The organism is Pseudomonas sp. 2 (genome assembly GCF_056627435.1).
In genome coordinates, this window is record NZ_JBWXNG010000002.1 from 73,510 (window position 1) to 85,993 (window position 12,484).

The 12,484-nt window shown below is 55.3% G+C and carries 15 protein-coding genes; 11 read left to right on the top strand and 4 right to left on the bottom strand.

What is annotated here, in order from left to right:
- Positions 1-61 precede the first annotated feature (61 nt).
- From AC1MEK_RS03320 to AC1MEK_RS03340, 5 genes are all read left to right on the top strand, one after another.
- On the top strand, positions 62-1,084 hold the full coding sequence (locus AC1MEK_RS03320) for a hypothetical protein (protein ID WP_480394846.1): 1,023 nt from the start codon (positions 62-64) through the stop codon (positions 1,082-1,084).
- Positions 1,085-1,149: 65 nt separating this feature from the next.
- Positions 1,150-1,842 (top strand): hypothetical protein, encoded by a 693-nt coding sequence (locus tag AC1MEK_RS03325; protein ID WP_480394847.1) that lies wholly within the window; start codon positions 1,150-1,152, stop codon positions 1,840-1,842.
- Between the two features lie 224 nt (positions 1,843-2,066).
- Complete coding sequence (locus AC1MEK_RS03330) at positions 2,067-2,786, top strand: HNH endonuclease (RefSeq protein ID WP_480394848.1); 720 nt, start codon at positions 2,067-2,069, stop codon at positions 2,784-2,786.
- A 310-nt stretch (positions 2,787-3,096) separates the two neighbouring features.
- Entirely contained in the window at positions 3,097-3,612 is a 516-nt protein-coding gene (locus tag AC1MEK_RS03335; RefSeq protein ID WP_480394849.1) for a BRO-N domain-containing protein, read from the top strand.
- Positions 3,609-4,091: a type VI secretion system amidase immunity protein Tai4 gene (locus tag AC1MEK_RS03340; protein WP_480394850.1), complete on the top strand. Its 483-nt coding sequence runs from the start codon at positions 3,609-3,611 to the stop codon at positions 4,089-4,091. Before AC1MEK_RS03335 ends, AC1MEK_RS03340 begins: the two co-directional genes overlap by 4 nt.
- Positions 4,092-4,191: 100 nt before the next feature.
- Here the strand turns inward: AC1MEK_RS03340 and AC1MEK_RS03345 are convergent, their stop codons facing one another.
- Complete coding sequence (locus AC1MEK_RS03345; RefSeq protein WP_480394851.1) at positions 4,192-4,719, bottom strand: hypothetical protein; 528 nt, start codon at positions 4,717-4,719, stop codon at positions 4,192-4,194.
- A gap of 249 nt (positions 4,720-4,968) precedes the next feature.
- On the opposite strand from AC1MEK_RS03345, the gene AC1MEK_RS03350 reads away from it, so the two are divergent.
- From AC1MEK_RS03350 to AC1MEK_RS03370, 5 genes are all read left to right on the top strand, one after another.
- Positions 4,969-5,241 carry a pentapeptide MXKDX repeat protein gene (locus AC1MEK_RS03350; RefSeq protein ID WP_480394852.1) on the top strand — a complete coding sequence of 91 codons (273 nt, stop codon included), beginning with the start codon at positions 4,969-4,971 and terminating at the stop codon, positions 5,239-5,241.
- Positions 5,242-5,563: 322 nt separating this feature from the next.
- On the top strand, positions 5,564-6,499 hold the full coding sequence (locus tag AC1MEK_RS03355; RefSeq protein ID WP_480394853.1) for a restriction endonuclease: 936 nt from the start codon (positions 5,564-5,566) through the stop codon (positions 6,497-6,499).
- A 175-nt stretch (positions 6,500-6,674) separates the two neighbouring features.
- Positions 6,675-6,899: a hypothetical protein gene (locus AC1MEK_RS03360; RefSeq protein ID WP_480394854.1), complete on the top strand. Its 225-nt coding sequence runs from the start codon at positions 6,675-6,677 to the stop codon at positions 6,897-6,899.
- A gap of 207 nt (positions 6,900-7,106) precedes the next feature.
- Positions 7,107-8,441, top strand: coding sequence for an OprD family porin (locus AC1MEK_RS03365; RefSeq protein WP_480394855.1), 1,335 nt, complete (start codon positions 7,107-7,109; stop codon positions 8,439-8,441).
- Between the two features lie 200 nt (positions 8,442-8,641).
- Positions 8,642-9,277 carry a DcrB/PsbP domain-containing protein gene (locus tag AC1MEK_RS03370; protein WP_480394856.1) on the top strand — a complete coding sequence of 212 codons (636 nt, stop codon included), beginning with the start codon at positions 8,642-8,644 and terminating at the stop codon, positions 9,275-9,277.
- A gap of 114 nt (positions 9,278-9,391) precedes the next feature.
- On the opposite strand, the gene AC1MEK_RS03375 is transcribed toward AC1MEK_RS03370, so the two are convergent.
- From AC1MEK_RS03375 to AC1MEK_RS03385, 3 genes are all read right to left on the bottom strand, one after another.
- Entirely contained in the window at positions 9,392-9,814 is a 423-nt protein-coding gene (locus AC1MEK_RS03375; RefSeq protein WP_480394857.1) for a DNA-binding protein, read from the bottom strand.
- A 3-nt stretch (positions 9,815-9,817) separates the two neighbouring features.
- Complete coding sequence (locus AC1MEK_RS03380; RefSeq protein ID WP_480394858.1) at positions 9,818-10,408, bottom strand: nucleotidyltransferase domain-containing protein; 591 nt, start codon at positions 10,406-10,408, stop codon at positions 9,818-9,820.
- A gap of 77 nt (positions 10,409-10,485) precedes the next feature.
- Positions 10,486-11,121, bottom strand: coding sequence for a LysE family translocator (locus tag AC1MEK_RS03385; protein ID WP_480394859.1), 636 nt, complete (start codon positions 11,119-11,121; stop codon positions 10,486-10,488).
- Between the two features lie 288 nt (positions 11,122-11,409).
- On the opposite strand from AC1MEK_RS03385, the gene AC1MEK_RS03390 reads away from it, so the two are divergent.
- On the top strand, positions 11,410-12,483 hold the full coding sequence (locus AC1MEK_RS03390; protein ID WP_480394860.1) for a diguanylate cyclase: 1,074 nt from the start codon (positions 11,410-11,412) through the stop codon (positions 12,481-12,483).
- Position 12,484: the final 1 nt, after the last annotated feature.

Here is a 12,484-nt window from a genome sequence, read left to right on the forward strand (position 1 = left end):
CTTCCTTGAACTAGCACTAGAACCCTGCGATGCAGGGTTCTTTTTTTCAGGGATGACAAATATGAATATTGATGATGTAGCTCTCAAAAGAAACGTCCAGATTTATACAACCTCCAAAAAGCTCAACAAAGTATCCCGCGCAGCTATAGTTGATGGCGCTTTAAAAAAGATCTCCAAAGAACCCCTAATTGCAGCCAGTGGCAAAGGTACAATCCAGCTACCTCTGGCCGCAGGACAACCAGCCATAGATGTAGACTATGACTATTCCGTACATGTATTTACCACTCGAAAAAAGGTGGACTTCTTAGATATCGATGTGTGGGATGAAGTTCACGGCCACTTAACGATAATTGAAATTGGCAACTATGTAGGAATTTTACGTAAGAATTGCGCAAATATAGAAACCCTACTTGAAAAACACCTCAAACTAGTTCCACATGAAAAGATCCTTTCACTAGCAGCTACTGCTGATACTGAGTTTCAGAAGCTAGCATTAAGAAATATGACAACCTCAGAGAAAGCTATTCGAGGCCGTCAATATGAAGCTACAAATCTTGACGGACTTCTATCTCTACATTCAGCTGGCCGTTCAATACCTCATACGATGCGGATTCGGCAAGGAGGAAGTGTCAAATCGCTAACAGCTTCAACTGGCCGAATCATTGAGCAGTCAGAGAGACAGGCAGTACACGATATTGCTCAGTGGCTTTTGTTAATAACATCTCAAATTTCCAACAACAATATCGTAAACGAGTTCCTTGCCAGCTTTGCAAAACCAAAGAACCTTGGCGAGGTGCTGAAGACCTGCAAGCCAGCAGCAATTCTCATTGAAACAGGTCAACTGCACGACGATATTGAGACAGGGAAAATCAATCTGGGAAGGGAAAAGGGAGGCACCTTCATAAAGTTATCAAAAAAAACCACCCAAAAGCTTCTTTTAGAACTTGAAAACTGCTACGAAATTGATGGACTGGATAAAATCCAGCATCCATACATTCAAGGGAAAATTAAAAAAAATGCGAAATCCTTGACATTTGACATACCAACTCTTAAAAAAATTAAACCCACGATACTTTTACGGTAGCATCTCTTCAACAACACTTGATCCGAAACAAGCTATACAGCATATGCTTTAGCGATCCGAAATACATGTATTTTAAAGGAGAGTGCTTCGAAGACACCTCCGGAATTTCCGAAATAGATTCAATAATAAAAGTACTGCATAAAAAACCAGAGCTAAAAAATGCAACAAGTGAGAAAGGAGACATGCTGCCTTCATCTACTTGCTTTGAAGCAAGCTCAGTATTTTCCATGACAGAAAAAATTCACCAAAATGATGATTACATTTTTTGTGATGATCTTGGAGACGAGTGGGCGGATCACATTACCATGAACATGCAAAGTGGTACGATTCGATTCATACACTCCAAACATGGGAAGACCTCAAACAGTGCGAGCAAATTTCACGACGTTGTTGGCCAAGGTATAAAAAACATTGGAAACATGACATTCAACAACGAACAATTTCAAAAGAAGATCAAATCTACTTTCATCAAAAATTACAACGGACAAAAGGTCCAAACAAAAATCTCGAGAATTCGCCGGGGTAATGCAGCATTGCTCTCGACTGAGCTACCTAGCCTTTTAGAGAAACCCGGACTCATTAGAGAGTGCATCCTCTGCTGTTCCTTTGCCTCAAAAGACCAAATAGAGAACGAGTTCACAAAAATAAAAAACAAGAAAAAAGTAAGCGGAAACATAATCCAACTTTTGTGGATATTATCATCTTTTATCCACGCAACCAAAGAAGCCAACATCGTACCAATTATATACTGCCAATAGCAGAGCCAACAAAATCTCAACTTTCAACATTATTGAAACCTTAGCTATTTCCGCCTCTCAATGATAGATCACTGTTTGGAAGGAGATAGCTCAGAAGTCGGAGTATCAGTTGGTAAGATCTACCAAAGGATGCAGGAATATTCACAAGCACACGTAGGAATTTTCCTAGACAGCAGTAATGGCCACTCAGTATCGTTCAGGGATTTGCGACCCTTGGCGACGTCATGGAAATCGAAAGGTCCGACAGCGATTGGAGTGATCTAGAAATTAAGGCTGCAGTCGACGTCTATCTCAGCATGCTGCAGCGCGAACAAAGCGGCTTGAAAATCAACAAGGCCCACGAGAATCGCGTGCTGCGAGATGGGCCTCTGGCCGGCCGCACGAAAGGATCTGTAGAGTTCCGTATGCAAAACATCTCGACAGTTCTGGTCGAGATGAACCGGGATCGCATTAACGGATACAAGCCTGCAAAAAACGTTGGCGCTAACGTCATACGTAGCATTCGCGATGCCTTGAACGCCCACACTCAGGTGCCGACGCTCGAGGATTACGAGCCAACAGCAGATGATGCTTTACTCGAACAGCGGGCGTTGAAGCTCGAAAAGCAGCCAATTCAGTCGCCTCCGGCTGGCATCAAAAAACCGCAGCAATCGATGTCTTCAGGAAAAGCCTACGTTCGCGATCCTGAGGTCAGAGCCTGGGTGCGACAGCAGGCCGAAGGCAATTGCGAAGGCTGTGGCGAACCTGCCCCTTTCCGAATGAATGACAAGCCTTTCCTTGAAGTTCATCACGTCAAACACCTATCGCAGGGAGGCTCTGACTGTCCGAGCAACGCTGTCGCGCTTTGCCCTAACTGCCACCGCCGCTGCCACCACTCCAGTGACAAGGTGGAGTTCACCACCTCTCTCTATGACAAGGTAAAGCGGCTGATTCCTGAGCCCTGATTCAGCCACTCCGAAGATTTTCAGAATCTTCCTACAGAATCGAGTCTTGCCGAGGGCGAGCCAGCCACCTACCCTGCCTCGGCGCCTAAGAAACGCAGCAGAAACTCAATAAAGTAGCGGCCAGCCCGCTCCCGATAGATGCGGCTTTTTTGCGCCTGAGGCTTTTGCCTGCGCGTCGTAAATCTCTGCTATGTCGGGAGTGGGCTAATACAAGACCCGTGAGGGGAATACGTCCGGCCCGTTTACTACTTTGGGGTTTCTTAGCTCCCGACACCCAAGCCACGGAAGGCGATCAGACGAGATACGGATCATGCCGACAGCCCTGCGCCCCACCACTTTCCACCGCCACAACCGCCCCTTGCGCACTCTCCTTCTCGAATCCCAGGTCTGGTTCTGCGCCCGCGATATGGGTCGGCTGATGGGCTGGCCGTTGAACGAGCGCACGACGCGGAAGCTGGATGCGGATCAGCGGCGGGTGGTGGCGTTGGTGGATGCGTGTGGTGAGGTCGATGAGTTGATGGTGAGTGAGTCGGCGGTGTATGTGTTGTTGGTGCATCACTATCACGTCGAGAACCGTGGGCTGCGGCAGTGGATCACCCATGAGGTGGTACCGTGTCTGCGGGATGAATGGGTGGTGCCGCAGGAGGGCAGCCCGTGTGTGAGTTTTCTGCAGTGGCCAGGGTTGTCGGTGAGCATGTTGCTCTGGCGCAGCGAGCCTTGGATTCGGTTGCGGGATATGCCGCAGGTATTGGCGGTGGATGAGGTTCGGGGTGTGGCGCGGGTGCCTTGGTGGCGGTCTGTGTTTCGAGGGGGGCGGTTGGGATGATTGTTTTTGGAGATGTCGTGTTTGGCAGGATCGCTTTGGACGTTGCATCAGCTGTCGTGCTTACGGCTTCGGTTGGGCTGTTTGCAGGGCATCTTGAAGCCAGAGAACTGCGTGACTCGCCACAAGCCGGCACCCGCACCTACGCGCAGAACTACAAGGCCATGTTGTTGGCAATCTGCATCGGCAATGCCTACAAACGCGATAACGATGCAGCTATCGATCTTGGAAGCAGCGTCAGCGCATTGCGGGATTGGGCGCTTTACGATCTGGAGAAAGCTCCGGATAAAATCGCTGCGTTGGTGAATAGTTATCTGGCTCGCGACTACCACAATCCGATAGTTGAATCTGAGGTTAAGGGTGTCCGATTTGATTTTCTGAAGTGCCTGGATATGTATCACAGCGAAGAACTGGATCTGCAGGTTAAGAAGCTGGTGATCCATCCTGAGCGCACCTATCGGCAGGACTATCCACCGCGCTAACTTCCCTTTTTCAGCCAAGCTCACCGTGAAATGACGACTACCAGATTTTGGCGAATCCACCGATTTCACCCGTGAGCTCAGCCACCACTCCACCTCCCCGCTACTCGCTCGCCTTGATCTCCTGATCAAGATGAGCCCGCATCGGAATATTCACCTTCGACGCGGCCTTGTCGGCGATCCTTACCGTGGTCCAGTCCCACACCTTGGATACGTCATAGGTCAGCTCGCCGTCGTCGAGCATGACCTCATGGCGATCGTTGGTGCCGCCGGGGATCGGGCGTGCCTCGCGCATCAACGGGATCAGCGGTTTGAGGCATTCGGGGTCGGTGATGTCGAAGGCGATGTTCAGTTGCTTGAGGCGGTCAGTGTCGTCGAAATAGGCCTCTACCACATAGATCGGCACATCACCGAGCAAGTAGGGTTTGGTCGGTTCCAGCGCGCGGTAATAAGGCATGGGCACCGGGTACAGGTGGTTGTGTTCCTGCTCCACCCTGGGGAAATAACGATGCAGGATTTCCATGACCTGGGCACGCGGCATGCCGAGGGTGAAATCACCGATGCTCAGCGCCGACCAGGCGGACATCGGGAAAAGCGCACAGCACAGGAATACCAGCAATGACTTTCGCATTCTCTATCTCCTTGAATGTTGCAATGCGAGCAAGCTCACTCCTACAGCGCTGGCGAAGCAGGGATGACTGCAATTCGGTCAACGTCTGACGCGGCATCGGACCTCAACCTTCACGATTTGTTTAACCTTCCGAGAGGATTCGGTGATCTGATTTGGGTCAAAGTCTTTGGGCGGTTTGAGAGCGAAACGGCAGTGAAAACCCATGTGCCGAAGCAGTTTTTCCGAACACCCACCTGAAGGAATTCGACAATGAAAAAGATGATCGCAACTGTATTTACCGGTGCGCTGATGCTGGCAGTTTCCGGGGCTTATGCGGCGGACACTATGTCCAAGGACGCCATGAGCAACAGCGCCATGAGCGGGCCGAGCGGTATGTCCCACGACGCCATGAGCAAAGACAAGATGGCGAAGCCGGAAGCCAAGGGCGACGCGATGATGAAGAAAGACGGCATGTCCAAAGACGGGATGAAGAAAGATGCCATGTCCAAGGACAGTATGAAGAAAGATGCGATGAGCCAGTGATGCGGCGGGCTGCCGGGTATGCGAATGCCCGGCAGTTTGTGGCTTGAGAGACAGGTCTGCGTGGCATCGGCTTACGCTTTCGCGAGCAAGCTCACGGCTACAGGTTAGTGGGCGTTTTGAGGTGATGGGTACGGCTTGACGGCCGGGGTGAATGTGAAATCGCCCCGCCGGCAAGCCGTGCTGCTACGGAAGATGTCTGCTTTCGCGGTATTTATTGCTGATCCATTTCCTGCCACACCTGTTCCTGACGCACAATGAAGGGTGCGCGCCCGTCTCCAGGGGTGCCGCGCCCTTCTTTGTTTTTTGGGATCGGACCAGGGATATGGCCAGGCAGACTTCGCTTTTCGACAACCTCTTTTATATTGCGGCGAGACTGCCATGGTGGCTCAGCCTCGGCATCGCGTTGGGCTCGGGGTTTTATCTGCATTCGGTGGCGAGCCAGCCACCGGCAAGTATGGTGGATGCTCATCACCTGCAGTCCGCTGTGCTGACCAACGCGGCGCACATGGCGGCAGGCATTTTTCAGTATGTGTTGCCGCTGATCTTTGCCTTGGGCGCCATCGCTTCGATCCTCGGCCGACGCAAACGCCGCAACCTCCTCGATTCCGCCGCCAACGCCAAAGGCAATCCTCTGCTGAGCATCAGCTGGCATGACTTCGAGCTGCTGGTAGGCGAAGCGCTGCGCCGGCGCGGTTATGCGGTGCAGGAAACCGGTGCGAATGGCCCGGACGGCGGCGTCGATCTGATCGCACGCAAGGATGGCGAGACGTACTTGGTGCAGTGCAAGCAGTGGCGCGCGGTGCAGGTGGGCGTGCCGGTGGTGCGTGAATTGTATGGTGCGATGGCGGCTGAGGGCGCTGTCGGCGGATTCGTGATCACCAGTGGGAAATTCAGCAAACCGGCGCGTGAATTTGCCCAAGGGCGCAATCTGCAATTGATTGACGGCGCCGTGCTCAAGCAGTGGATCGCCGAGGCGAAAAAGCCCGCGCCGCAGCCGACGGTTGAGGTGCTGCAAGCGCGGGTCGAGCCGCCGGTTGTGGAACCTGACGCTGTGGCTGCGCAGCCAGCTATCAAAGAGCCTGTGCCGGAAGTAACTGTACCTGTAGTCCCGAAAGCCCCGGCGTGTCCGCATTGCCGCAAGACCATGGTGATGCGGGTGGCGCGCACCGGGGCCAATGCGGGCGGAAATTTCTGGGGATGCGCGGATTATCCGAAGTGTCGGGGGATCCGGGCGATTTTCGCGCCGATGAAGATTTGATGTGACGGCCTTTGGTCAGAATCCACAGCAAAACTGCGCTGCACATTAATTCCCTGTCACGCACATAACAATTTCGCTAATAAATATTTAGCCGGGTTTCATTTGATCCCGGCTCGCCGAGTTTTTACAGTGGACTCACCTGATCGAACTTGCACAGGCAAGAAGGTTGATTCACATGTTTAAATCCATCGGTATTATCAGCGCACTCGCTGTTTCATCGTTAATGGCTTCGCCGATTGTTCTGGCGGAGGAGTCGCCTGCATTCGTGGCGCGCAATGAAGCGATTCATGCGAACTTCGAGCAGCACGAGGAAGCCCTTGCCGCTCAGGCCAAGGAGCAGGGCAAGACCCAGCAAGCCTCGACCTACAACCCTCAAGCGGAGAATGCCAAGCACACCTGACCTGTTTCATCTGTTGTTTCTGTAGTTTCTCATTGTGTTTTCTGCGCCATTGCTCCTGGCGCAAAGCCCCTAAGCTCCAAACTTCAGCCGCTGTCTCGAGCGGCTTTTTTTTGAGCGCGAAAAAGTACAGGGCGCATTTCATAACAATACGGCGCGATCCGAATAACAACTGCCGATTGCCAAATAAGTCTACGGGGATATTGATCTGTGAATGCATCTTTCAAATACAGCACATTACTGTTGGCGATGACCGCCAGTGTGTCGACCGCCGTGTTGGCCGATGACAGCAAGGACGGTTTTATCGAGGGGTCGAGTTTCAATCTGGATTTGAGGAACTATTACTTCAACCACGACCGGCACGACGGCAAGCAGGACAGCAAGGAGTGGGGCCAAGGCTTTGTTGGGGTGTTCTCGTCCGGCTTCACTCAGGGGCCGGTGGGCTTCGGGATCGATGCCAATGCGATGCTCGGGCTCAAGCTCGATGGCGGCGGTGGCAGCGGCGGGTCGAGCATTCTGCCGACGACGGCGCCCAACCCGAACAAGGACAACCTGTACGGCGACGCACCGGATTCGTTCTCCTCGGCCGGCGGCGCGTTGAAGATGCGCGCGTTCGATACCGTGCTCAAGGCCGGTGACATGTTCCTCAATAACCCGGTGATCGCCGGCGGTGCCACGCGCATGCTGCCGATGACTTTTCGCGGGTTCAGCCTGACCAACAACAGCTTCGATCACCTGACGCTGGACGCGGGGCAAGTGAGTTTCGACAAGCTGTTCAATCAGAGCGGCAACGGGCGGATCGGCACCTATTACGGCACGCTGCCCGATGGCGAAAAGAGCAAGCACATGAGTTGGGCCGGGGCCACTTATACCGGCGTGCCGGGCATGACGTCGAGCCTGTATGCCTCGCAGCTCAAGGACATCTGGAACCAGTATTACTACGACCTGGACTACAACTGGGCGCTGAACGATCTGGTCAGCCTTAACCCCGGATTCCACTACTACCACACCCAGGACAGCGGCCAGGCGCTGCTGGGCAGCATCGACAACAATACGTTCAGCGTGCATCTGGGTGTAACGGTGGGTCACCAGACGCTGACCACTTCGTTGCAGAAAGTGAATGGCAACACTCCGTTCGACTACATCCGCGATGGCGACAGTATCTATCTGGACAACTCGCAGCAGTATTCGGACTTCAACGCGCCGGGGGAGAAATCCTGGAAGCTGCAGTACGCCTATGACTTCGCGGGTTGGGGAATGCCTGGGCTGACTTCGTCGCTGTCCTACACGCGCGGCACGATGGACCTGACCAAGGCGACGACGGCGCCTGACTCGGGATACAGCTATTACAACGCCGATGGCAGCGACGCCAAACATTGGGAGCGTGATGCTGACGTGAAATACGTGGTGCAAGGCGGCCCGGCGAAGGATTTGAGCGTGCGCCTGCGCTGGGCGACCAACCGCGGTGGCGACGGGTACAAGACGGTGGACCACAATGCCGATGAGTACCGGGTGATCGTCGATTATCCAATCAACGTGTTTTAAGTAGCGCAAGACCTTCCCCGTAGCAGCGCGGCTTGCCGGCGGGGCGGTGTGTCTGCAACGAAGATGTTGGCTGACACACCGCTCCAGCCGGCAAGCCACGCTGCTACGGGGATCGGGCGTTCATCAGCCGGCTATCGACACGCGCTCCCCCTCAGGCAAAATGCCCACCTCTGTAGGACCACGCCAACGATGAGGTAGGAATGCGCGCGCTCAGTATGAAATCAGCCTTGATCTGCACGGCCCTCGCCGCCTGCCTGGGCATGAGCGGTGCCTTCGCGGCGACTGACACTCACCATTCCGGCAAGCCCGCCAAAACCACTCACTCGTCCAAACCGACCAAAACCGCACCGGCCAAAACCAATACGCAGAAGGTCTCGATGCTGGCCGGCAAGTTCGTCTTCAACCTGCCCAAGGACTACGTCAAAGGGCCAATGGAAGAGATTGACGACAAGGCCAAGGCCGCGGGCGTGACTGGCGCGCTGTACATGAACAAACCGGCCAGGCGTGTGGTGATCATCACCGAAACACCCCTGCCCGACGGCCAGAAGGTTAGCGCCAACGACAGCAAGACACTGGACAATATCATCGCCGAAACCCTGGTGCAGCAGCAGTCCAGCTACAAGGATTTCAAAAAGCTCGGTGAGAAGAAGCTCGTACGAAAAGGCCTCGGCCTGCGTCAGCTGGATGCGTCCGGCAGCGTCGATGGCGGCCAGGTCCTGAGCACCACCATCACCGCCGCCTCCGGCACCCGCACCGCGATGGTCAACGTGATCTCGCTGGCCAAGGATGCCAAGGCGCATACGGCGGTGGTGAAGGGTGTGACGGGGGCTAAATAATCCCCAACGACGTAGCAGCACGGCTTGCCGGCGGGGTGGAGGCTCTGCAACGAAGATGTTGACTGACACACCGCTCCCGCCGGCAAGCCGTGCTGCTACAGGCTCTGGATCAAGTCAGCGATTGATTAACCAGGCATCGATATCTGTATGTAAATCAACGGCCTGATTCAGCGCATCCTGTGCCATCGCTTCACTGACAGGATCACCCGAGTAATCGCTCAAGTTACGCTGCTTGCGAAGCGCGTCCAGCGTGATCATCCGTATCCGATCCAGCCCGATCGTCAGCGGCAATGTCTGTATCATTGTCTGGTGATGGCCTGGCTTACTGGTCAATGTGCGAAACCCGTGGGCCTGCAAAACCGCATTGGACGCCTGCATGATCGACTTGTAAGCCATATCAAACCGGCCTTCGCTGCTCATCCCCGGCAGCTGCGCGTCTTCAAGACTTCTGCGCGCTGCGTCCATGAGCCGCTCCACATTCCCGTCATCCTCAGGGATAGCTTCCAAAGCCCTGCCCAACAAATTCTCCAGCGCCATTCGTCACTCCTTGCGAAGAGTCAGATCTCCCTCCGACCCAATGACGAACAGCTTAGGTTTGGCCATCAGATCCCGCACGAAACCACCCTGTGCGGTTAACAATTGGAACCACTCTTGTTCGGGATAGTGTTTGGCGTTGATCTCTCGACCGACCGTTTCCTGCAGCGGATACAGGTGGGCAATCAGCTCACTGAAGCTCACGCTGCCAATGACCATCAGATCGATGTCGCTCTGTGAGGTGGCTTTGCCGCTGGCGGTGGAGCCAAAGATGAACGCGGTCTTTATCCGGTCTGCCAGCGGCCCGAGAGCCTGGGCGATACTGTCTGGCAAACCGTCGATCTTGCGCAGAATGCTCACAAGTTCGGGGAAAATCGGGCATTGTTGATTCGCTCGATATTGCATCTGATTGCCGACCTGCACTTTGAGCAGCAATCCGGCATCGACCATTTTGCTCAGTTCGCGGCTCAGCGTGCCCGAGATCGTATCGGTCAGGCGCGCGATTTCCCTTTGGTGATATTGCTGATCCGGGTGCAAAAGCAGGAGGACCAGCACCTTTCTGCGGTACTCGGAAAACAGAAATGATCCTAATGACATGAATTGCCACCTGCTGCCTTAAAGGCAGCAATTGAAGCCTTAAAGGCAGCAATATTCAAGTCAGGTTTTTCGAGCCCTCACCGCCGCCCCTCCACCGCCATCCGCACCGCGAAGCCGAACAGCACGGTGCCCATCAGCCAGCGCTGGACCATCGCCCAGCTCGGGCGTTGGGTGAGGAAATAGGCGATGGAGCCGGCGGCCATGGCGATGCTGGCGTTGACCATCAGGCTGATGCCAATCTGCACGCTGCCCAGCACCAGTGACTGGCCCAGGACGCTGGTGCCGTTGTCGACGCTGATGAATTGCGGCAGCAGCGAGAGGTAGATCATCGCGACCTTGGGGTTGAACAGGTTGGTGATCAGGCCCATGAAAAACAGCTGGCGATTGCTGTCCTGAGGCAGTTCCTTGACCTGGAATGGCGAGCGTCCGCCCGGCCTTACGGCTTGCCACGCCAAGTAGGCCAGATACGCAGCGCCTGCCAGACGCAGGGCGTCGTAGGCGTAGGGCACCGCCATCAGCAGGCCGGTGATGCCGAACGCGGCGCAGAGCATGTAGAACAGAAAGCCGATGCCCACGCCGCCCAGAGAAATCAGCCCCGCCTTGCGCCCTTGTGAGATAGATCGGGAAATCACGTAGATCATGTTCGGCCCGGGCGTCAGAACCATGCCCAGTGCGATGAGAGAAAAAGCCAACAGGTTTGAAAGTTCTGGCATGACGACTTCCGCCAACGGGTTGAGGTGGGATGTCGAAAACAGCTCGACGCAGCCCGCCTATTCCAGCCCGGCTCGCCGCTTGCGTAAATACACAGATTGCCCCCAACACCCGCCATACAGACGCTCGGACGCCATCCGGCGCGCCGTCGCCCGACAGCCGGAAGCATCATTCAGATAAATAGTGGCATTTTGCTCTTCACAGCCATCGACAGGCAGGTGACACTCAGAAGCGTTCGTCGTGGCTGAAGTTTCGGTCGGGATGCTGCACCCCACACCCGGTGAAGAGCTATGAACACTTCCATTCACAAAGGCCTTTCCTACGCGCGGCGCATGTATCTGCCGCGCACGGTAGGTTTGGGCATCGGTTTCTTTGCCGTTGCGGCCGCGCTTTATCCTTCGCACCCGCCCGCGTGGGTGTGGGTATTGATGCTGTTTCATGGCTATGTCTGGCCCCACGTGGCTTACCAGCTGGCGCGGTTTTCCCGCCAGCCCTATCGGGCCGAGCGCCGCACGCTGATTTATGACTCGCTGGGCGGCGGCTTCTGGGCAGGCGCCATGGGCTTCAATCCGCTGCCGACCGTTACGGCGCTGTCGATGATGGCCATGAATAACATCGCCGCGGGCGGGCCGCGCATTTTCGTGCTCGGCAGCCTGGCGCAACTGATCGGCGCCATCGTCGGTTACTGGGTGTTCACGCCGGTATTGTTTCCGGATGTCACCCAGATGCAGATCTATGCGTGCCTGCCCATGCTGGTGATCTACCCGCTGGCCATCGGCCTGGTCTGCTATCGGGTGGCCGTGCAGCTGTCCAGAAGCAAGAAGGCGCTGGAGAAACTCAGCACCACCGACAGCCTCACCGGCCTCATGAATCACGGCGCCTGGAAGGACCTGCTGTCGGTCGAGTTCAACAACTGCCAGACCCTGAACCGGCACAACAGCGTGGCGCTGATCGACATCGATCACTTCAAGTCGATCAACGACACCTACGGCCACATCATCGGCGACAACGTGCTCAAACAACTGAGCGGCGTGCTCAAGGCGAGCCTGCGGGAAACCGACATGGCGGGCCGTTACGGCGGCGACGAATTCTGCGTGATCCTGCCCGACACCAGCCTGGCCCAGGCTACCGACATCCTCGAACGCCTGCGCCGCACCGTGCATGCCCACACCCACAACGCCCTGCCCAACCTGAAGCTGAGCCTGAGCATCGGCATCGCCGCCTACGGCCCGCACCTGGCCGACGCCGGCATGTGGCTGCACGAAGCGGACATGGCCCTGTACGACGCCAAGAGCACCGGGCGCAACCGAGTGAACTCGGCGCGCCCGGGGCTCAAGGTGTGTGCCGTATCGGCGTTCGAGTGAG

Bases quoted from the DNA above. Each gene is read 5' to 3' on its own strand.
- AC1MEK_RS03320 (WP_480394846.1), top strand. From the start codon at position 62: ATGAATATTGATGATGTAGCTCTCAAAAGAAACGTCCAGATTTATACA.
- AC1MEK_RS03325 (WP_480394847.1), top strand. From the start codon at position 1,150: ATGTATTTTAAAGGAGAGTGCTTCGAAGACACCTCCGGAATTTCCGAA.
- AC1MEK_RS03330 (WP_480394848.1), top strand. From the start codon at position 2,067: ATGGAAATCGAAAGGTCCGACAGCGATTGGAGTGATCTAGAAATTAAG.
- AC1MEK_RS03335 (WP_480394849.1), top strand. From the start codon at position 3,097: ATGCCGACAGCCCTGCGCCCCACCACTTTCCACCGCCACAACCGCCCC.
- AC1MEK_RS03340 (WP_480394850.1), top strand. From the start codon at position 3,609: ATGATTGTTTTTGGAGATGTCGTGTTTGGCAGGATCGCTTTGGACGTT.
- AC1MEK_RS03345 (WP_480394851.1), bottom strand. From the start codon at position 4,719: ATGCGAAAGTCATTGCTGGTATTCCTGTGCTGTGCGCTTTTCCCGATG.
- AC1MEK_RS03350 (WP_480394852.1), top strand. From the start codon at position 4,969: ATGAAAAAGATGATCGCAACTGTATTTACCGGTGCGCTGATGCTGGCA.
- AC1MEK_RS03355 (WP_480394853.1), top strand. From the start codon at position 5,564: ATGGCCAGGCAGACTTCGCTTTTCGACAACCTCTTTTATATTGCGGCG.
- AC1MEK_RS03360 (WP_480394854.1), top strand. From the start codon at position 6,675: ATGTTTAAATCCATCGGTATTATCAGCGCACTCGCTGTTTCATCGTTA.
- AC1MEK_RS03370 (WP_480394856.1), top strand. From the start codon at position 8,642: ATGCGCGCGCTCAGTATGAAATCAGCCTTGATCTGCACGGCCCTCGCC.
- AC1MEK_RS03375 (WP_480394857.1), bottom strand. From the start codon at position 9,814: ATGGCGCTGGAGAATTTGTTGGGCAGGGCTTTGGAAGCTATCCCTGAG.
- AC1MEK_RS03380 (WP_480394858.1), bottom strand. From the start codon at position 10,408: ATGTCATTAGGATCATTTCTGTTTTCCGAGTACCGCAGAAAGGTGCTG.
- AC1MEK_RS03385 (WP_480394859.1), bottom strand. From the start codon at position 11,121: ATGCCAGAACTTTCAAACCTGTTGGCTTTTTCTCTCATCGCACTGGGC.
- AC1MEK_RS03390 (WP_480394860.1), top strand. From the start codon at position 11,410: ATGAACACTTCCATTCACAAAGGCCTTTCCTACGCGCGGCGCATGTAT.